Raw genomic sequence first — 19,569 nt, 5'->3', positions numbered from 1 at the left:
CCCACTGGCGAGACGAGCACCCGAGATACTGCAAAAAAGCCGACCACGACCACCCAGCCACCCCGGACGGGACAACCAGACAACCCGCAGCCGACCAAATGGCATTCGACTTCGGTACGCTGTTGAGTTCTCAAGGAACGAGCCTGCCAGGTGTCCGAGCCGCAGCCCGACCTCCCTGGAGGCAACTTGTCAAACCTAGACCCTGGGGTCCGAGGTCGTCAACCGCCCTGGGGCGGCCGATCCGGCCCTCTCGGCCCGGCGACAGGAAGAACATTACCCCGCTCCCGGGGGTGCTCCTGACCACCCCCGGGTGGCCGTCGGGTGACGCAGGTCCACCGGTGCCCCCCGGGCCGGGGCTCACCCCGCCGGTGCCAGCGCCACCCGTGCCCGTGACGTCACGACGATGTCCACCGCCGCCCGGAGCCGCAGGCCGGGCAGCGCGGACAGGACCGGCAGCGGGACGCGGGTGGCGAGCTCGACCTCCGCCGTCCGGCCGTCCGGCGTCCCCGTGGACGCCCCCACCACGACGTCGTCCCCGGCCGGCAGGCGGCCGAGATGGTCGACCACCGCGGCCCGTACCCCGGCGTCCGTGAGCGGTGGTCCCTGCTCCAGGCCGGTCCCGCCCCGGTAGTAGCCCTCGAGGTCGACGGCGTCGGCGGCGTCCGACGCCGCCGCGTCCGCCAGGGCGAGGAGCCGCTTGCGCTCGAGGTGCACCCCCGAGGCCGTCGCCACGACCAGCAGCAGGACCACGGCGAGGACGACGTAGCCGAGGACGAGGAGGGTGACCTGACCGTCGTCCCCTGCGGGTCGGCGACCGACGGGCACCGTCGTCCCGGACACCCCCGGCTGCCGACGCCCGGTCACGGGCCCACCGCGGCGGCGAAGCGGTCGGCGACCGCGCTCCCCCGCGCCTCCACCTCCACCGACGTCGGCACCGCTCCGGCCAGCACCCGCGGGACCCCCGGCAGCACGACGTCGAGCCGCACCGTCGTCCGGACGAGCGCGTCCGGCGTCGCGCACGGCGAGGCCTCGCAGGCGACCTCGAGGTGCGCGTCACCGGCCGCGAAGCCCTGGTCCTCCGCCGCGAGCGCGACGACGGCCCGCGCGTCGCGGGCGGCTCCCGCGGCGTCCCCGTCGACGGGCTGCGCGAGGACGCGGGCGGCCTCGCGGGCGCCGCCCTCCGCGGCGAAGGCGGCCGCCTGGACCCGCCCCACGACGACGACGAGGTAGACGAGGGGGACGAGCAGCAGCACCCCGAGGACGAGCACCTCCACCACGGCGCTGCCCTCGTCCCCGCGGCCCCCGCACCGTGGGCGGCCGGACGGCCGACGCGGCGCCCCGGTCACCCGGCGCCGCCGACCGGTGCCAGTCCCCGCCCCCGGGCCTCCACCGCGCCGCCGACGCCGAGAAGGCCGGCCACCGGCAGCGGCGCCCGCACGACCACCTCGACGACGTCGCGCCCTCCCACCCGGACGACGTCCGCGGTGACGTCACGGGCGTACGCCGGCGACAGGGCGGCCGTGACGAGCTCGCGCGTGCGGGCGGCGCCGTCGGCGGGCGAGCGGTCGGCCAGCGCCCCGAGCCGCGCGCCCTCCGAGGCGCAGTCGACGAGCGTCGCCCGGACGTGGAGCACCACCGCCAGCTGGAGCACCCCGGTCGCCAGCAGGGTGAGCAGGCCGGCCACGACGGCGAACTCGACGACGGCGCTGCCGCCGTCCGCCGACGGGCGGACGCTCAGCCGCCGGCGAGGACCCGGTCCATCGCCGCGTTGAACACCTGGGCCAGGCGGGGCCCCGCCACCGCCCACAGCGCGACGACGAGCCCCGCCGTCATGAGGGTCACCATCACCCAGCCCGGCACGTCCCCGCGGTCGCCCCGGAGGACGGCCCGGCACCGTCCCACCGCCCGGCCCGGCAGCGCGGCGGCCGCCGCGGCGCCCCTCCTCCCCCGTCGCGCGGCTCGTGCGGTCCCTCGCGTGGTCGTCGTGCTCATGGCGGTCCCCTCGTCGTGTCGGACGTCCGGTGCAGGTCGGGCGGCGCCGGCGGGCCCGGAGGCGCACGTGCCGGGGCCGGGTCGGTCGGCGGGTCACAGGCCGAGCCTCAGGACGGCGAGCCCGGGGTAGACGGCGAAGACGACGGTGACCGGCAGCACGAGGAAGACGACGGGCACCATCATCGCCACCTCCTGCTTGCCGCCCCGTTCCATGAGCGCCCGGCGGCCCTCGTCACGGGCGTCCTGCGCCTGCGCGCGGAGCACCTCGGCGAGCGGCGTGCCGCGCTCGACGGCCACGGCGACCCCGTCGACGAAGCGCGCCAGGCCGGGCAGGCTCGTGCGGTCGGCCATGCCCTGCAGCGCCTGGACGAGCGACGCCCCCGCCCGGGCCTCGGCGAGCGTGCGCCGCAGCTCGCCGCTCAGCTCGCCCGCGCAGGTCCGCGCGACCCGCTCCAGCGCCCCGACCGCGCCCTCGCCCGCGCTCACCGACAGGGCGAGCAGCTCGGCCACCGTGGGGAACTCGGCGGTCATCCGCTCCTCCCGGCGACGCACGGCGCGGGTGAGCCACCAGTCGCACAGGAGGACGCCTCCCGCGCCGCCCAGCAGCACGAGGAGGACCAGCGGCACGACGGCGGCCCCGCGCGACGCCGCGAGGAGCGCGGCCGCGGCGCCGCCCGCGGCGAGCCCGCCGATGCCCCAGACCACCTGCTGCGCGCGGAACTCCTCCACGCTCGTGCGGCGGCCGAGCTGGTCGAGCCGCCGTCGCACGCCCGCCCGGCCCCCGAGGACCCGCTCGACGGCGCGGACCGCGTCGGCCATCACCGGGGCGAGCAGCCGCTCGACGACGACGAGCGGTCCGCGCGAGGGGTCCTCCCGCAGCAGGCGTGACGGCGGCACCGCGTCGCGGACGTACGGGGCGACGCGGTCCTCGACCGACGTCCGGCGCAGGAACGGCAGGCGCACCAGCGCGAGCCACAGCCCCAGGCCACCGACGAGCCCCAGCCCCGCGCCGCCCCAGGACCAGACCTCCGCGCCCGCGCTCACCGCAGCACCCGCTGCTCGTCGGGCAGCCGGCCGATCCGCACCATCAGCCGGTAGGCGACGACGCTGGCCGCCAGGCCGGCGAGCAGGACGCCGGCGCCGGTGGCCGAGTCGTAGGCGGCGACCGCCTCGGGCCGCGACGCCAGCAGCGCCAGGACCAGCCACGGCGCGGCGACGGCGAGCCGGGCCCCGTTGACGGTCCAGCTCTGCCGGGCCTCGAGCTCGGAGCGGGTCCGCGCGTCCTCGCGCAGGAAGGCCGACAGGGTCCGCAGCAGACGCCCGAGGTCGCTCCCGCCGACCTCCCGGGTGAGGCGGAGGGCCTCGACGATCCGGTCGGCCACCGGGTCGGCGAGCGCCTCCTTCAGCCGGTCGAGGCAGTCGCCGAGGCGGCCGCTCGCGCGGTAGTCCTCGGCGAAGGCCGCGAAGGCCGGGCGCAGCTCCGCCGGCCCGCGGACCGCGAGCTGGCCGAGGGCCTCCGGCAGCGACAGGCCGGCGCGAATGCCGGACGTCAGGTGGTCGACGGCCTCGGGCCACTGCTCGCGCGTGCTCGTGCGCCGGCGCCGGGCCCGCGAGCGGACGAGCGTGGTCGGGCCCGCGGCGGCGAGCAGCCCGAAGGCCGCGCCCACGACGCCCGAGCCCGACGCCACGCCCACACCGAGCGCGACGAGGAGCGCGGCGACGACGGACGCCCCCGCGAGCGACGCCGGGCCGACGCCCGGCATCCCGGCCTGGACGAGGTCGTCGCGCAGGAGCTGCAGCCGGCGCGAGGGCGGCCGTGGTGCACGGTCGGGGTCGGGGACCCAGCAGGCCCACCACAGGCAGAACAGGCCCGCGCCCCCGACGAGCCCGACCGCGGCGCCCACCTCAGCCGTCCCCGAGGAGGGCGGCCAGGTCGTGCCCCGCGCGCTCGAAGCGGTCGGCGTGCGGCGGGAAGCCGTCCGCCCGCACGAGGACGCCGCCCGCCGTCGTGAAGACGTCGGCGACCTCGACGACGCCCTCCTCGACCCGCCCCGGTACCGCGACGACCTCGCGGACGGCGCGGCGCCCGTCCCGGTCGAGGGCCACGTGGACGACGAGGTCGACGCTCGCGGCCACGGTGGGGACGACGAAGCGGCTGCTGACGTTCTCGCCCGCGAGCAGCGGCAGCGTGCACATCTTCGCCACGGCCTCGCGGGCGCTGTTGGCGTGCAGCGTCGCCATGCCCGGCAGTCCGCTGTTGAGGGCGATGAGCAGGTCGAGGCTCTCCTCCTGCCGCACCTCGCCGACCACGAGGCGGTCGGGGCGCATGCGCAGGGCCTCCTTGACGAGGCGGCGCAGCGGGATCTCGCCCGTGCCCTCGAGGCTCGGCTGGCGGCACTGGAGCCCGACGACGTCCCGCAGCGGCACCTTGAGCTCGAACACCTCCTCGCACGTCACGACGCGCGAGCGCGGCGGGACGGCCGCGGCCAGGCAGTTGAGCAGGGTGGTCTTGCCCGCCTGCGTGCCGCCGCTGACGAGCACGTTGAGGCCCGCGTGCACCGCGGCCTCGAGGAAGGCCGCGGCGCGCGCCGTCAACGTCCCGAGCGCGACGAGGTCCTCGAGCCGGTCCGCCCGGACGACGAACTTGCGGATGTTGACCGCCCAGTGCCGCCGCGTGACGTCAGGGATGACGACGTGGAGCCGGCTCCCGTCGGGGAGGCTGGCGTCGACGAAGGGCGAGCTGAGGTCCACCCGTCGCCCCGAGGGCTTGAGCATCCGCTCGACGAGGTCGGCCACCCGCTCGGCGGTGAGGATCGTCGTCGTCAGCTCGGGCCGCCCGTGCCGGGCGACGAAGACCTTGCCCGGCTCGTTGATCCAGATCTCCTCGACCTCCGGGTCGTCGAGGTGCTCCTGCAGCGGGCCCAGGCCCCCGACGGCGTCGAGGACCGCTTTGACCACGCCCGCGCCGGGGAGCGGCGGCAGCGTCCCCAGCAGGGAGCGCTCGTCGTAGTCCGCCACGACGTCCTCGACGAGGCTGCGCAGGCGCGACGGCTCGCGGTCCGGGTCGAGCCCGCGACGGCGCACGAGCTCGCGGACCTCGTCCTCGACGATGGCGACCGCGTCCACCCCGTCCCCCGTCCTCCGCCCCCGCGGGTCGTCGCGCGGCCGGCCGGCGGACCGGCGGCACCGGCGGGACGACGTCGTCCCGGGCGCGCTCCGCCACGCTAGGCAGGACGCCGCACCACGGACGGGGGCTTTCCCCGCCCGGACGGATGATGCGCACGTCCCCGCCGTCCGCAGGACCGCCGTCCACAGCTGTGGACGGCGTCCCCGCGGCGGCCCGACGGCGGCCAGGGTCGGCACCGTGCGGGACGACGACGGGCAGGGCCACGGGCAGGCGGCGGACGGGGACGGCGCCGTCCTCCTCACGGTGCGCGACGACGCCCGCCCCGGCGCCGCGGGCCCCGCGGTGGACGTCCTGCTGCGGGCCCCCGGCGACGGGGACGTCCCCCGTCGGCTGCGGGAGGTCGTCGACGACCTCGCCGCGCTCCTCGACGCGCGCGGCCCGGGCACGGGAGCGGCCGGTGCCGTCCGGTGGTGGTGCGGGGGCGAGGCCCTCCACGGCGACGAGGTGGTGGGCCTGCCGCCCCTCGTCCGCGGTGCCGTGCTGGTCCGGCGGGCGGCGGCCGCGTCCGCGCGACCGCCGGCGCCGCCGCGCACGGCGGCGCTCGTGCTGCACGTCGTCGCCGGTCCGGACGCGGGCGCCGTCGTCCCCCTCGGCGCGGGCCGCCACGTCGTGGGCCGGTCCCCCGCGGCCGACGTCGTCCTCGACGACCCGCTCGTGTCGCGGCGGCACCTGGCCGTCGACGTCCGGCGCGACGGCACGACGGCGACCGACCTCGGGTCCGCGAACGGCACCGCGACGCCCGCCCCGGCGGCCGGCGGGGGGCGGGCGGAGCCGGGCGCCGTCGCCGTGGGCCCCGGGGCGCGCCTGCGGCTGGGCGGCTCGACCGTCGAGCTGCGCCTCGGGGGGACGCCCTCACGACCCCTGCGGTGGGACGGCCGCGGCGGCCGGCCCGTCACCCCCGGCCCGCCGCCGCCCGCCGCTCCCCCGGTGCGACGTCGGACCCGGCCCGCCCGGCCGACGCCGCCGGAGCCGCCCCGCACCGCCTGGCTGCCCGCCCTCCTCCCGCTCGTGCTCGCCGTGCCCATGGCGCTGCTGTGGAGCCCGTGGGCCCTGCTCGTGGGGCTGGCCTCGCCGCTCGTCGCCCTCGGGACCACCTCGGTCGAGCGCCGCGCGGGGCGGCGACGGCACGCGGCGGCCGTGGCCCGGTCCGGCCGCCTGCGGGCGGCCGCGGACGCGGACGTCCGGGAGGCCGTCACGGCCGAGGCCGAGGCCCTGCGCCGCGCGGTGCCCGGGGCGACCGACGTGCTCGCCGCCCTCGTCGGCGACGGCCCCGACCTCTGGGTGCGGCCGCGCGGGGCGCCGGTCGTCGTCGCCCCGGGCACGGGGACGGCGCCGTCGTCCACGGCCGTGGACGAGGACGACGAGGACGGGCGGACGACGACCTCGCGACCGGTGCTGATCGACGTCCCTCTCGTCGTCGACCTCGACGCCGTCGGGGGCCTCGCCGTCGTGGGCCCCGCCACCGCCGCGGCCGGCACCGTGCGGTGGGTGCTGCTGCAGGTGGCGGCGCTGCACCGTCCCGATGACGTCCGCGTCGTCGTCCTCGTCGACGACCCCGCCCGGTGGGCGTGGGCGCGGTGGCTGCCGTGCGCCGGGCCCGACGCCGTCCCGGCCGACGGCCCCCGGGCGCGCGCCGCGGTGGCCGGGCTGCTCGCCGCCGCCGCCGACCGGCTCGCCGCCCCGACGCCGTCCGCGCCGGCCGACGACCGGGTGCTCCTCGTGCTCGACGCACCCGTCCTCCTGCGGACCGTCCCGGGCCTGGCCGACCTCGTCCGCCGCGGACCGGCGGCCGGGGTCCGCACCCTGGCCGTCGTGGCGGACGAGGGCGCCGTCCCCGCCGGCTGCGGCGCGGTGGCGCTCCTGCGGCCCGGCGACGACGAGGACCTCCACCTGCGCGCCGACGGCCACGACCCGCGCACCGGGTCGGCGACCGCGGTCGGCACGGACCGGGCGGCCCGCGCGGCGCGGGCCGCCGCACCGCTGCACCTCGTGGCCGCCGACGCCCGGCGCGGCGGCGTCCCCCGGCACGTCGGGCTGGCGTCCCTGCTGGGGCGCCCGGGCGCCGGGCCGGACGACGTGGCCCGGGCCTGGAGGTCCACCGCGGAGCGCGGCGGCGCCGTCCCTGTCCCCGTCGGGGCCGGCGTCGACGGCCCGCGCCTGCTCGACCTCGCCGTCGACGGCCCGCACGCGCTCGTCGCCGGGACGACGGGCGCGGGCAAGAGCGAGCTCCTGCGCACCCTCGTGGCGTCGCTCGCCTGGCACCACGCGCCCGAGGACCTGTCCTTCGTGCTCGTCGACTACAAGGGCGGGGCGGCCTTCTCGGCCGTGGCGTCGCTGCCCCACGTCCTCGGGCTCGTCACCGACCTCGACCACCGGCTCACCGCGCGCGCCCTGCGCTCGCTGGGCGCCGAGGTCGCGCGGCGCGAGGCCCTCCTGCAGCGGGTCGGCGCGGCCGACCTCGCCGGGTACCGCCGGGCCCGCAGGCCGGGCGACCCCGCGCTGGGACGCCTCGTCCTCGTGGTCGACGAGTTCCGCGTCCTGGCCGAGGAGCTCCCCGACTTCGTCGACGGGCTCGTGCGCCTCGCCGCCGTCGGGCGCTCCCTCGGCCTCCACCTCGTGCTGGCCACGCAGCGGCCCGCCGGCGTCGTCGGCCCCGACATGGCCGCCAACGTCAACCTCCGCGTGGCGCTGCGCGTCCGCGACGAGCTCGACTCCCGGGACGTCGTCGAGGCGAGGGACGCGGCGCACCTCCCGGCGTCCGTGCCCGGTCGCTCGCTCTGGCGCACCGGCGGCGGGCCGCTCGAGGAGGTCCAGGTCGCCTCCGGGTCGGCACGGGCGACCGCCGGGCCGCTCGTGGAAGTCCTCGGCGCCCCCGTCGCCGCCCGCGCCGGCGGCGCGGCACCACCCGCGGACGACGCCGGCGACCTGCCCGCCGTCGTCGCCGCCGTCGTCGGGGCGGCCCGGCGGACGGGCGCGCCGGTGCCGCCGAGCCCGTGGCCCGACCCCCTGCCCCCGCACGTGCCGCTGCCACCGCACGACCCGTCGGCCCCGCGGGTCCTGCGCTGGGGGCTCGTCGACGAGCCGGCCCGCCAGCGCCGGCGTCCTCTCGGGTGGGACCTCGCGGCCCGCGGCCACCTCCTCGTCGTCGGCGGCCCCCGCTCGGGGCGGACCGGGGCGGCCCGGGCGGTGCTGGCGGCCGCCGCGTCGGCGGGACCCGACGTCGTCGTCGCCCACGTCGTCGACCCCGGCGGCGAGCTGGGGTCCGCGGCCGCGCTGCCCGGCGTCGCCTCCGTCGTGGCGGGGGACGACGTCGAGCACGCCGGCCGCGTCCTCGGCGTGCTCCTCGACGAGGTCGTGCGGCGCCGTGCCGACGCCCCCGGGCCGCCGGGTGCACCGGCTCGTCCGACCTTGCTGCTCGTCGTCGACGGGTACGACGCGGTGCAGTCCCGGTGGGAGGAGGAGGACGGCGGGACGTGCGCCGCCGCCCTCGAGCGGCTGCTGCGCGAGGGCCCGGGGGCGGACGTCCTCGTCCTCCTGACGGCAGGCCCCCGGGTCGTCGGCGGCCGCGTCAGCGCGGCGGTCGGCGAGCGCGTCGTCCTCGCGGTGGCCGACCCGGTCGACGCCGTCCTCGCGGGCCTCCCGCCGCGGCGTGCCACCGACGGGCCCCCGGGCCGGGGCGTCCACCTCCCCGCGGCCGGGGCGGGCGGGGACGACGGACCGGACCGGGAGCCCCTCGAGGTGCAGGTCGCGGACGTCCGGGCCCTCGACGGCGCGCGCCCGGCCGGGGGCCGGGACCTGCCCCGCCCCCGCCGGGGCGGCCCCGCCGTCGTCCGCGTGCCGGCGCTCCCCCGTCGCGTCGAGGACGGGAGCCTCCTCGACCTCGGCCTCGACCTCGGACCGGGCGACGGGTCGCTGCTCCTCGGGGCCGGGGGCACCGCAGCGGGGCCGCTGCGCCTCGACCCGGCGGAGGAGGCGCCGGTCCTGCCCGTGCTCGGGCCGGCCGGGTCGGGGCGGACGACGGCGCTGGCCGTCCTCGGGCGCTCGGCGCTGCGGGGCGGCGCGGCGGTCGTCGTGCTCGGGCGGCCGCTGCCCGGCCTTCCCGCCGTGCCGCCCGGGACGACCGAGGGGCCTGCGTGCGGCGAGGAGGAGGGGCGCGCGTCGCGGGTGGTGCCGGTGCAGGGCGAGCCCACGGCCCTGCGGCGCGCCGTCGCCGCGCGGCCGCCCGGCGTGCCGCTCGTCGTCCTCGTCGACGACGCCGACCTCCTGGCGGGCACGCCCGAGGCAGAGGTGCTGGGCGGGTGGGCGACCTCGCTCCTCGGCGTCGGCGTCGACGCCGGCACGGGACCGGACGGGCTGCTGCCGGGCGACCTGCTCGTCGTCGCGGGGACGCCCGCCGCCGCCGCCACCCGCGGCGGGCTGCTGGCCGTCGGGCGGCGGACCCGGACCGGCGTCCTGCTCGGCGCCGTGGGTCCGCTCGACGGCGAGCTCCTCGGCCTGCCCCCCGGTCCGAGGCGAGGGCCCGTGCCGCCCGGCCGGGGCGTGCTCGTCCGTCGGGGTGCCGTCGTCACGGTCCAGGTCGCGGTCCCCGGACCTCCCGGCACCCCGCCGGGCCGCCCGTCCGGCGTGCCGCCGGGCCAGTCGGGGGCGGGCCGTGGTCTGCTGCCGCCGTGAGCCGCGCGAGGACGCCGGGGACGGGGCGGGCCGCCGTCTGCGGGCACCGTCCCCCCCGGACGCCCGCCGGCCGGCGGGCGTCGGTCGCCCCCGACCGGTTGCGGCGCACGCCCTCCCGCACGGGCGCCCGCCCGGCGTGCGCGGAGCCCGCCCGAAGCCTGGTCGGGGGCGCCCCGGGCGTGGATGATGGGCGTCGCGGTACGCCCGGTGCCGCCCTCGTGGACGAGCAGGAGCACGCATGGCCAGGGCGGAGCAGGGGACGGGTGCGCTCGAGCGCCGCCTCGTGCCGACCGTGGACCTCTCCCCCGCCCCGGGCACCCCGGCCGACGGCGACGTCGGCCCCTCCGCCGGCGTCGCGCCGTCGGGGCAGGACGCCGTGCTGACCCCCGGCGCCCGCGTGGAGCTGCGGCTCCCCGCCGACCCGGCCTTCCTCTCGGTCCTGCGGACGACGACCGCGGCGCTCGCCGTCCGGCTCGACGTCACCGTCGACGCCGTCGAGGACGTGCGGATGGCCGTCGACGAGGCCGCCTCGCTCGTCCTCGGCGCCGCCGCGACGCCCGGCGGTTTCCTCGACGCCTCCTTCGCCATCGGCGGCCACGAGCTCGTCGTCGAGGTCCGCGGCCCCGCGCCCTTCCTGCCCGACCGCGGCAGCGTCGCCTGGGCGCTGCTCGACGCGCTCGTCGAGGGCCTCGAGGTGCTCGACGTGCCGCAGGGCTCCGCCCTCCGGCTCGTGCACGAGACCACGGGCGGCGCGCCGTGACCCCGGTGGACCGGCCGGTGGAGCCGACGGCCGCCGTCCCCCCGAGCCCGCGCAGCGGCCCCGACGTCCGGCGTCGCCGTCCCGCCGGGGCCCGCACCGCGACGGTGCCGCCGCCCGCCGCCGCGCCGGCGCCGGCCCCGACCGTCCCCGCGCCCGCGGGCCCGCCGCGGATCGAGGCCGGCCCCGCCCCCGTGGACGTGCCGCTGGTCGTCCAGCTGGTCCGCCCGACGACGACGGCGCCGGCCCCCCGCACGCCCCTGCCGCCCCCGGTGGACGCCGCGGCCGCCGCGGTCGCCGTGCTCGTGGCCCTGCCGGCCGGGCACCCCGGCCGGCCGCAGGCGCGCGAGGCCGTCGTCGCCGCGCACCTGCCGCTCGTCGAGGGCCTGGCCCGCCGCTACACCGGCCGGGGCGAGCCGTACGACGACCTCGTCCAGGTCGGCACCATCGGCCTCATCACCGCCGTCGACCGCTACGACGCGGACCGTGGCGTCCCGCTCGGCGCCTACGCCGTCCCCTTCGTCCTCGGCGAGATCCGCCGGCACTTCCGCGACCGCGGGTGGGCCGTCCGCGTCCCGCGGCGCCTGCAGGAGCACGGCCGCGCCGTCGCCGACGCCCGGGCGCTCCTCACGCAGCGGCTGGGCCGCTCGCCCACCGTCGCCGAGCTCGGGCGCGAGTGCCGCCTCGACCCCGAGCTCGTGCTCGCGACGCTCGAGTCGGCCGGCGCGTACGCGACGGTGCCCCTCGACGACGACCCCGACCGGGCCCCGGCCGCCGCGGCGGCGCCGGACGCCGCCCTCGAGCACGTCGAGGACCGGCTCGTCCTGCGCCCCCTGCTCGACGCCCTGCCGGCCCGGGAGCGGCGCATCCTCGCGCTCCGCTTCGTCCGCGGTCTCTCGCAGTCTCAGATCGCCGCCGAGGTGGGGATCTCGCAGATGCACGTCTCCCGGCTGCTGAGCCGCACGCTGGCGCAGCTGCGCGAGCGCCTCGCCGACGACCGCTGAGACCCCGGCCCCGGGACTGCGCCCGGCCGGCCGACCAGGTCAGAGCAGCGTCTCGCCCTCCCGGCCGTGCGGGAGCGCCGCCCCGGCCGCCCGGGTGAGCAGGGCGACCCCCACGGCGCCCCCGAGGGCGGCGACGCCGAGGGCCGCCCACCAGGTGCCGCTCCCCGTGCTCTCCTCGAGGAGGACCTGCAGCGCCACGAGCGTCTGCAGCACCTGCCACACGAGCGCCGGCACCCGACCCCGCTGACGACCGCGCGCGAGCTGCAGCGCGCACCACCCGAGCAGCGCGGCGAGCCCGAGCGCGAGGAGGGCCGAGCCCAGGGCCAGCGGCACCGAGCCGGCGTCGCCCTCGGCCGTGCCGACGGCGTAGAGCACGGTCACGACGACGAGCGCCACCACCTCGACGACGAGCCCGGCGACCACCCCCGCCACCAGCGGCAGCGCCGCGCCGACCGGCCCGCCCCCCGCCGTGCCGTCGCCGTCGTCGTCACGCACCCGGGGGTCCACGCCGCCACGGTAACGAGGCACCCGGCCGCCCCGGAGGGCCGTCGCGGGCTCGTCCTCCCCGCCCGGTGCGCAGGGGCGGGCCGGGTGCGCCTAGCACGGTCCGCGTCGGGAACATCATCCGGGTGGCAGACGCTGTGCCGAGCGGTCACCATCGGGTGAGACCCCGTCCGCCCCCGGGCGTGCTCCGGCCCCACCCCCGCCGGTTGCTCCGTCCGGCGACACGCAGGAAGTTCTCAGCGTGTGAACCCTTGATGAAGACCCCGCGTCCTGCGATGCTCCTCGCAGGACAGGGGGCACCGCCTTCGGGTGGGGCCCCTTTTCGTGGGACCGCCTCGTGAACGCCTTCACAAGCGAAGGACGCACGACCGGCCGGGTCCCCCGCAGGACACCAGGTACGGCACCCCGTACCGCAGACGGCACCACCGACCCGCTGGAGGACCACCATGGACTGGCGCGACCGCTCCGCCTGCCTCGACGAGGACCCCGAGCTCTTCTTCCCCATCGGCAACACCGGCCCTGCCCTCCTCCAGATCGAGGAGGCGAAGGCCATCTGCAAGCGCTGCCCCGTCATGGACACCTGCCTGCAGTGGGCCATCGAGAACGGCCAGGACGCCGGCGTCTGGGGCGGCATGTCCGAGGACGAGCGCCGCGCGCTCAAGCGCCGCGCCGCCCGCGCCCGCCGCGCCGGCTGACACGCCCGCACCCCGGCACGGCCCGCACCCCGGGCCGGTGCCGTCCGAGAGGCCCCGACCGCACCGGTCGGGGCCTCTCGGCGTCCCGGGACATCCGCCGGCCCGGCGGACCGGGACGGCGGCGCCGCGTCAGCGCAGCGGCACCTCTCCGAGGCGGCAGCGGACGTGCACCGCGGTGCCGGGCGCCGGCTCGCGGCGCTCCCAGCGGATGTCGCCGCGCAGCTCGCCGAGCACGAGGGTCTGCACGATCTGGCTGCCGAGGCCCCCGCCGTCCGGGCCCCGCGCCCCGACGCGGAAGCCCTCCGGCATCCCGACGCCGTCGTCGGCCACGACGAGGTGGAGCAGCCGGCCGTCTCGCTCGGCCCGGACCTCCACCGTCCCGTCGCGGTCCCCCAGCCCGTGCTCGACGGCGTTGGTGACGAGCTCGGTGATGACGAGGGCCAGCGGCGTCGCGTCGTGCGGCGCGACCAGCCCGAAGGACCCGACCCGGCGGGCGCGCGCCCGGGTCGACGACGTCGCCACCTCGGCGGCGAGCAGCAGCCCCGTGTCGACGAGGGCGTCGAAGTCGACGGAGGCGTCGTAGGTCTGCGACAGCGTGTCGTGGACGAGGGCGATGGTCGACACCCGCCGCATCGCCTCCGCGAGAGCTGCCTTGGCGTCCGGCGACCCGATCCGGCGCTGCTGGAGGCGCAGCAGCGCGGAGACGGTCTGGAGGTTGTTCTTCACCCGGTGGTGGATCTCCCGGATGGTCGCGTCCTTGCTCATCAGCTCGAGCTCGCGCCCGCGCAGCTCGGTGACGTCGCGGCACAGCAGGAGGGCGCCGACGCGGACGCCGTGCTCGACGAGCGGCACCGCCCGCAGCGAGAGCGCGGCGCCGCGGGTCTCGATGTCGGCGCGCCACGGCGCCTTGCCGAGGAGGACGACGGGCAGCGACTCGTCGACGGGACCGCTCGTGTCGATGAGCTCGCTCGTCACCTCGGGCAGCACCCGCCCGGCGAGCGCGCCGATGAGGCCGAGCCGGTGCCAGACGGCCTGCGCGTTGGGGCTGGCGTAGAGGACGACGCCGTCGGCGTCCATGCGCACGAGCCCGTCCCCCACACGGGGCGAGCCGCGGCGGTGCGTGCTCGGCTGGTCGGTCGAGGGGAAGCGGCCGGACTCGACCATCGCGAGCAGCGCGTCCGCGCAGCCCATGTACGTCAGCTCGAGCCGGCTCGGCATGCGGACGGCGACGGCCGAGGTGTGCCGCGACAGGACGGCGACGGGCCGGCCGGCGCGCAGCACGGGCACCGTCGTCGTGCGGACCGCGGAGTCCTCGTCGTGCTCGGGGTCGCCCTCGGTGACGGTGCGCCGGGTCGCCCACGCCTCGTCGACGAGGGGGCGCCGCCCCCGCGGCACCCGGCGGCCGACCTGGTCCTCCGGGTAGGCCGTCGGGCCCGTCGACGGGCGGCAGTGCGCCACGGCGACCCAGTCCTCGCCGCCCGACGCGGGCACCCAGAGGACGAGGTCGGCGAAGGCGAGGTCGGAGACCATCTGCCAGTCGCCGACGAGCAGCCGGAGCCACTCGGCGTCCGCTCCCACGAGGTCCGTCGCGTCGCGGACGATGTCGCTCATCGTGGGCACGGGGCGACCCTACGGCGGTCCGGCCCCGGGGCCGCCGGGGGTGCGCGGCGCGTCCCGTCGGCCGCCCGGCGCGACGGGCACCGGCGGCGCCGGGGGCGTCACCCCACGAGGCCGCTGCGGCCTGCGCCGCGGAGCAGCCGCAGCGCCACCGACAGCGGCGCCAGCCCGCTGCCCTCCAGCCGCCGGACCTCGTCGAGGGTGCGGCGGGCCTGGGCGAGCGTCTCCTCGTGCGCGGACTCCCACGCGAGGACGGCCCGGTCGGCCCGCTCGGCCACGACACCCGGTCCGCCCCAGGCGTCCTGGCCCTCCTGCGTGCGGGCGTGGGCGAGGACGCCGCGCACGAGGACGTCGAGCGCGGCGTAGAGGTCGTCGCGCAGCGCCCCGCGGGCCAGCGTCTGCCAGCGGTCGCCGCGGGGCAGGGCCGCGATGAGGCCGAGCAGGTCGTCGACGCCGTACCGCTCGGACAGGGCGAAGTGGAGCTCGGCGACGTCCGCCACGGGCACGCCCGTGTCGGCCGCCGTGCGGGCCACGTCGAGCAGGTCGAACTCGTCGAGGAGGCCGGCGACGTGCAGCGCGAGGGCGGGCGGGAAGCCCTCCGCCTCGAGCGCCCCCGCCTCGCGGTCGAGCCGGGCCCGCTCGCGGCCGCGCAGCAGCTCGCCGACGCGGCCGCGGAAGGCGGCGACGACGGGCTCGAGCGACGCGGTGAGGCCGGCCACGTCGAGGCCTCCGCCGTGCGTCGTCAGCAGCCAGCGGACGGCGCGGTCGAGCAGGCGGCGGAGCTCCTGCGTGGCGTGCGACTGCGGCGCCGTCGGCACCTGCCCGTCGAGCGCCCGCACGGCCGCGTGGACGCCCGGGACGTCGAACAGCCTCTGCGCCACCGCGTACGCGCGGACGACGGCGGCCGACGACGCGCCCGTCTCCTCCGTGCAGCGGAACGCGAAGGTGATGCCGCCGCGGTTGACGAGGCCGTTGACGAGGCACGTGGCGACGACCTGGCGTCGCAGCGGGTGCTCGGCCAGCCGGTCGCCGAAGCGCTCGACGAGGGCGGGCGGGAAGTAGTCGCGGAGCACCTCCTGCGCCCACGGCTCGTCGGGCACGCCGGAGGCGAGGAGGTCGGCCGTCAGCGTCGTCTTGGCCAGCGCGAGCAGGACGCTCGCCTCCGGCGTCGTGAGGCCGCGGCCGTCCTTGGCGCGCGCGGCGAAGCCGGCGTCGTCGGGCAGCGCCTCGAGCTCGCGGTCCACGTGCCCGTCGCGCTCGAGGGCGCGGAGGAACCGGTGGTGGACGGGCAGGAGCGACGTGGCCAGCGACCGGACGTCGCCCAGCAGGTCGTTCTGCTCGTCGTTGTCCGTCAGCACGAGCCGGCCGACGTCCTGCGTCATGGCGAGCAGGAGGTCGTCGCGCTCGGCGACGGACAGGTCGCCCGTCGCGACGACCTGGTCCAGCAGGACCTTGATGTTGACCTCGTGGTCGGAGCAGTCGACGCCCGCGCTGTTGTCGATCGCGTCGGTGTTGAGCGCGACGCCGTGCAGCGCCGCCTCGACGCGCCCGCGCTGGGTGAGGCCCAGGTTGCCGCCCTCGCCGACGACGAGGCACCGCAGGTCGGCGCCGTTGACGCGCACCGCGTCGTTGGCCTTGTCGCCCGCCTCCGCGTCGGTCTCCGTGGACGCCTTGACGTAGGTGCCGATCCCGCCGTTCCACAGGAGGTCGACAGGTGCGCAGAGCACGGCCCGGACGAGCTCGGGCGGGGTGAGCGTCGTCGTCCCCGGCGGCAGGCCCAGCGCCTCGCAGACCTGCGGCGAGACGGGGACCGACTTGGCCGTCCGCGGCACGACGGCGCCGCCCTCGGACAGCAGCGAGCGGTCGTAGTCGGCCCACGACGACCGCGGCAGGGCGAAGAGGCGGGCGCGCTCGGCCCACGAGACGTCGGGGTCCGGGTCAGGGTCGAGGAAGACGTGCCGGTGGTCGAAGGCCGCCACGAGCCGCGTCCGCGTCGACAGGAGCATCCCGTTGCCGAAGACGTCGCCGCTCATGTCGCCGACGCCGACGCACGTGAAGGGGTCGGCCTGCACGTCGCGGCCCAGCTCGCGGAAGTGGCGCCGCACGCTGACCCAGGCGCCGCGGGCGGTGATGCCCATGGCCTTGTGGTCGTAGCCCACCGAGCCGCCCGAGGCGAAGGCGTCGCCGAGCCAGAACCCGTGGTCGCCCGCGACGGCGTTGGCGAGGTCGGAGAACGTCGCCGTCCCCTTGTCGGCGGCGACGACGAGGTAGGTGTCGTCGGCGTCGTGCCGGACGACCCGCGACGGCGGCACGACGGCGCGCCGGCCGTCCCGCGCCGGGGCGAGGTCGTCGGTGACGTCGAGCAGGGCCGAGACGAAGGCCGCGTAGCAGGCGCGGCCCTCGGCGGCCCGCTCCTCGCGGCCGACCTCCGGTGCGGCGGCGCCGGTCCCGCTCGTCGACGGCGTCTTCGTGACGAAGCCGCCCTTGGCGCCGGTGGGCACGATGACGGCGTTCTTGACGACCTGGGCGCGGACGAGGCCGAGGACCTCGGTGCGGAAGTCCTCGCGCCGGTCGCTCCACCGCAGGCCGCCGCGGGCCACGTCGCCGAAGCGCAGGTGCACGCCCTCGACACGGGGCGAGCAGACCCAGACCTCGTGCAGCGGACGGGGTGCCGGCAGCTCGGCGACGAGCCGGGGGTCGAGCTTGAGGGCCAGCGCCGCGCCGCGGGCGGCCGCGACGACGGGGTCGCGGCCCTGCGCCTGCGCCTCCTCGGCGGACGCCGCGGCGTCGGGGCCGGGGCGGTAGGCGTTGGTCCGCGTCGTCGCGAGGACGAGGGACAGCAGGGCGCGCAGCGTGCGGTCGGCGTCGAGGCCCTCCACCGCGCCGAGGTGGGCGCGCACGTCGCGCTCGGCCCGCGCCGCCCGCGCCGCCCGGGCCGGGGAGACGTCCGCCGGCAGCGCCGCGAGGTCGAGGCCCAGGCCCTCGACCTCCCCCGGGGAGGGCGACGGCGTGTCCGGCAGGTCCGGGTCGAAGCGCTCGGCGAACAGGCGCAGCAGGTCGCGGACGAGCGGGGTGTGCGCGAGGAGCGTGCGCTCGACGTAGGACTGGCTGAAGGGCAGGCCGGCCTGGCGGAGGTACTTGACGTAGGCCCGCAGGACGCCGACCTGGCGCCACGTGAGGCCGGCGGCGAGGACCAGGCGGTCGAGGCCGTCGGACTCGGTGCGCCCGCGCCAGGCCTGCCAGAACGCGTCCGCGAGGAGCCGGGCCGGCTCCTCGGGGTCGGCGCCCTCGGCCCACGGCCCGACGGCCCAGCGGACGCCGAAGTCGAGGACGTAGGCCTCGTCGAGCCGGACGGCGACGTCGTCGTCGGACGCGGCGGCCGACGGCTCGAGGCGGTACGGGCGCTCGTCGAGCACCTCGACGCCGAGGGCCGCGAGGACGGGCAGCACGCTCGTCAGCGGCAGCGGCGAGCGGCGGACGAGCGCCAGGCGGTGCTCGTCGGGCGCCGCGTCCGGGCCGCCCGGGGTCCGCAGGTGGAGGACGGTGTCGACCTCGCCGCGCTCGAGCTCGGCCACCCGCGCGAGGTCGCCGACGGCGGCGGCGGGCCCGAAGTCCTCCTTGTAGGCCTCGGGGAAGGCGCTGCCCCAGCGGCGCAGCCGGCGCGAGGCGGCGTCCTGCCCGACCTCCGACGCGAGCGCGACGGCGAGGTCGTCCTCCCACGTGCGCACGAGGCGGGTGAGGTCGCGCGCGAGCGCGACCTCGTCGACGTCGGCGAGCCCCTGCCCCTCGGCGGCGCGGACGACGAGGTGGATGCGGGACAGCGGCGAGCCCGCCACCCACACGCTGTAGTCGACGGACGAGGCGCCGAAGCGCTCGGCGAGCAGCGCGGAGATGCGCAGGCGGACCGCCGTGGTGTACCGGTCGCGGGGCAGGTGGACGAGCACGGAGACGTAGCGGCCCCACGGGTCCGACCGGAGGAAGACGCTGGCGCGGCGCCGGTCCTGCGAGCCGAGCACCGCCGTCGCCGTGCGGGCGAGGTGCTCGGCCCCGGCCAGCCGGAGCTCGTCGCGGGGGTAGGTCTCCAGCAGCGCCAGGAGGTCCCGGCCCGTGTGGCTGTCGGCGTCGACGCCGGCCAGGCGCAGCACCTCGGCGACGGTGCGGTCCAGGCGCGGGACCGCCAGGACCGACTGGAGCGCCGAGCCGGCGGTGTAGAGGCCGACGACCCGCAGCTCCCCGACGCGGGCGCCGGCGTCGTCGTGCAGCGCGGCGACGACGAGGTCGACGTGGTCGTGCCGGACGACGGGCGAGCGGGCGTCGCCGACGGCGAGGCGCAGCAGCTGGCCCTCGCCGAGCGGCGCGGTGACCTCCGCGGGCGCCGCGTCGAGGCGGCTGCGGGCGTGGCCCACCGCGGGGGCGCCGTCGGCGAGCAGGCCCAGCGCCTGCTCGTCGGGGGCGCCGGCGCCGGGCAGCGGCACCACCCGCGCCCCGAGCATCACGAGGTTGCCGTCGGCCAGCCAGCGCAGGTACCGGGCCGCCTCCGCGCCGTCCTCGGTGGCGGGCTCGGCGTCGGCCGCGCGGCGGAGCAGGGCGGCGGTGGCGGGGCCGTCGGCCGCGGCGGCGCGGGCGGCGGCGACGACGTCGCGCACGCCCCGCTCCAGCGCGGCGGACGCCGCCTCCTCGAGCCGGTCGACCTCGACGTGCATCCACGAGACCGGCGCGGCGTCGGGGCCCTGGCGCAGCACCGGGTGCACGACGGCGTGGACCCCGAGCCCCCGACGGCCGACCTCGGCGAGGACCGAGTCGACGAGGTGCGGGACGTCGTCGGTGACGACCTCGACGACGGCGTGGAGGCCGCGCCACCCCTCCCCCGCCGCGAGGACGCGGACGGCCGTCGTCCCGGGCTCGCGGGCGGCGGCCAGGGCGGCGTGGCTGCGGGCCGCGCCGACGAGCTGGGCGGGCGTGCGCTCGGCGAGCTCCTCGGGCGACAGACGCCCCCAGTAGTCCAGGAGCAGCCGGTGCAGGCCCTCGGGCGGGTCCGCGGCCGCCGCGGCGTCGTCGCCGGGCGCCTCCCGCGCGACCTCCTCGAGGAGCTCCGCCACCCGTCCGTCGACCCCGCCGCGCAGCATGCTCGGACCCTACTCA

14 protein-coding genes are annotated in these 19,569 nt (G+C 79.0%); 4 read left to right on the top strand and 10 right to left on the bottom strand.

The genetic code is table 11. The features are described 5' to 3' along the window. Positions 1–357: 357 nt before the first annotated feature. The 7 genes from EDC03_RS16290 to EDC03_RS16260 form a co-directional block, all read right to left on the bottom strand. On the bottom strand, positions 358–864 hold the full coding sequence (locus tag EDC03_RS16290) for a pilus assembly protein TadG-related protein (protein WP_148058126.1): 507 nt from the start codon (positions 862–864) through the stop codon (positions 358–360). Further along, the gene (locus EDC03_RS16285; RefSeq protein ID WP_241967231.1) at positions 861–1,277 is read right to left on the bottom strand and encodes a pilus assembly protein; all 417 of its coding nucleotides are present in this window, start codon (positions 1,275–1,277) and stop codon (positions 861–863) included. The genes EDC03_RS16290 and EDC03_RS16285 overlap by 4 nt, the downstream gene beginning before the upstream one ends. 65 nt (positions 1,278–1,342) lie before the next feature. Beyond that, on the bottom strand, positions 1,343–1,738 hold the full coding sequence (locus tag EDC03_RS16280; RefSeq protein WP_123381328.1) for a TadE family protein: 396 nt from the start codon (positions 1,736–1,738) through the stop codon (positions 1,343–1,345). Further along, a complete protein-coding gene (locus EDC03_RS16275; protein ID WP_199720349.1) occupies positions 1,735–1,992 on the bottom strand; it encodes a hypothetical protein in 258 nt (85 codons plus the stop codon). The genes EDC03_RS16280 and EDC03_RS16275 overlap by 4 nt, the downstream gene beginning before the upstream one ends. Before the next feature lie 93 nt (positions 1,993–2,085). Next, positions 2,086–3,036, bottom strand: a complete 951-nt coding sequence (locus tag EDC03_RS16270; protein ID WP_123381307.1) for a type II secretion system F family protein — start codon at positions 3,034–3,036, stop codon at positions 2,086–2,088. Beyond that, entirely contained in the window at positions 3,033–3,896 is an 864-nt protein-coding gene (locus EDC03_RS16265) for a type II secretion system F family protein (protein ID WP_123381306.1), read from the bottom strand. Before EDC03_RS16265 ends, EDC03_RS16270 begins: the two co-directional genes overlap by 4 nt. A gap of 1 nt (position 3,897) precedes the next feature. Next, positions 3,898–5,118, bottom strand: coding sequence for a TadA family conjugal transfer-associated ATPase (locus EDC03_RS16260; RefSeq protein ID WP_123381305.1), 1,221 nt, complete (start codon positions 5,116–5,118; stop codon positions 3,898–3,900). Between the two features lie 238 nt (positions 5,119–5,356). On the opposite strand from EDC03_RS16260, the gene EDC03_RS16255 reads away from it, so the two are divergent. From EDC03_RS16255 to EDC03_RS18300, 3 genes are all read left to right on the top strand, one after another. Continuing rightward, positions 5,357–9,850: an FtsK/SpoIIIE domain-containing protein gene (locus tag EDC03_RS16255; protein ID WP_123381304.1), complete on the top strand. Its 4,494-nt coding sequence runs from the start codon at positions 5,357–5,359 to the stop codon at positions 9,848–9,850. A gap of 238 nt (positions 9,851–10,088) precedes the next feature. After that, complete coding sequence (locus EDC03_RS18305) at positions 10,089–10,610, top strand: ATP-binding protein (RefSeq protein WP_158674342.1); 522 nt, start codon at positions 10,089–10,091, stop codon at positions 10,608–10,610. Next, positions 10,607–11,611: a SigB/SigF/SigG family RNA polymerase sigma factor gene (locus EDC03_RS18300; RefSeq protein ID WP_241967230.1), complete on the top strand. Its 1,005-nt coding sequence runs from the start codon at positions 10,607–10,609 to the stop codon at positions 11,609–11,611. Before EDC03_RS18305 ends, EDC03_RS18300 begins: the two co-directional genes overlap by 4 nt. A 39-nt stretch (positions 11,612–11,650) precedes the next feature. On the opposite strand, the gene EDC03_RS16240 is transcribed toward EDC03_RS18300, so the two are convergent. Continuing rightward, positions 11,651–12,118 (bottom strand): hypothetical protein, encoded by a 468-nt coding sequence (locus EDC03_RS16240; RefSeq protein WP_148058125.1) that lies wholly within the window; start codon positions 12,116–12,118, stop codon positions 11,651–11,653. 443 nt (positions 12,119–12,561) lie between these two features. Between EDC03_RS16240 and EDC03_RS16235 the strand changes: the two genes are divergently transcribed. Further along, positions 12,562–12,810 (top strand): WhiB family transcriptional regulator, encoded by a 249-nt coding sequence (locus EDC03_RS16235; RefSeq protein ID WP_123381302.1) that lies wholly within the window; start codon positions 12,562–12,564, stop codon positions 12,808–12,810. A 129-nt stretch (positions 12,811–12,939) separates the two neighbouring features. On the opposite strand, the gene EDC03_RS16230 is transcribed toward EDC03_RS16235, so the two are convergent. Both EDC03_RS16230 and EDC03_RS16225 read right to left on the bottom strand, forming a co-directional pair. Then, on the bottom strand, positions 12,940–14,421 hold the full coding sequence (locus EDC03_RS16230; protein WP_123381325.1) for a sensor histidine kinase: 1,482 nt from the start codon (positions 14,419–14,421) through the stop codon (positions 12,940–12,942). A 107-nt stretch (positions 14,422–14,528) separates the two neighbouring features. Next, the gene (locus tag EDC03_RS16225; RefSeq protein WP_199720341.1) at positions 14,529–19,553 is read right to left on the bottom strand and encodes an NAD-glutamate dehydrogenase; all 5,025 of its coding nucleotides are present in this window, start codon (positions 19,551–19,553) and stop codon (positions 14,529–14,531) included. Between the last annotated feature and the right edge of the window lie 16 nt (positions 19,554–19,569).

It is taken from the genome of Pseudokineococcus lusitanus, assembly GCF_003751265.1.
Lineage (GTDB): Bacteria > Actinomycetota > Actinomycetes > Actinomycetales > Quadrisphaeraceae > Pseudokineococcus > Pseudokineococcus lusitanus.
Note: the sequence above shows the minus strand (reverse complement) of the source record. Positions and strands in the feature narration are given on the sequence as shown.

What these genes read in the sequence shown, in the direction of transcription:
- EDC03_RS16235 (WP_123381302.1), top strand. Translation starts at nt 12,562, where the DNA reads ATGGACTGGCGCGACCGCTCCGCCTGCCTCGACGAGGACCCCGAGCTC.
- EDC03_RS16230 (WP_123381325.1), bottom strand. Translation starts at nt 14,421, where the DNA reads ATGAGCGACATCGTCCGCGACGCGACGGACCTCGTGGGAGCGGACGCC.
- EDC03_RS16225 (WP_199720341.1), bottom strand. Translation starts at nt 19,553, where the DNA reads ATGCTGCGCGGCGGGGTCGACGGACGGGTGGCGGAGCTCCTCGAGGAG.
- EDC03_RS16275 (WP_199720349.1), bottom strand. Translation starts at nt 1,992, where the DNA reads ATGAGCACGACGACCACGCGAGGGACCGCACGAGCCGCGCGACGGGGG.
- EDC03_RS18305 (WP_158674342.1), top strand. Translation starts at nt 10,089, where the DNA reads ATGGCCAGGGCGGAGCAGGGGACGGGTGCGCTCGAGCGCCGCCTCGTG.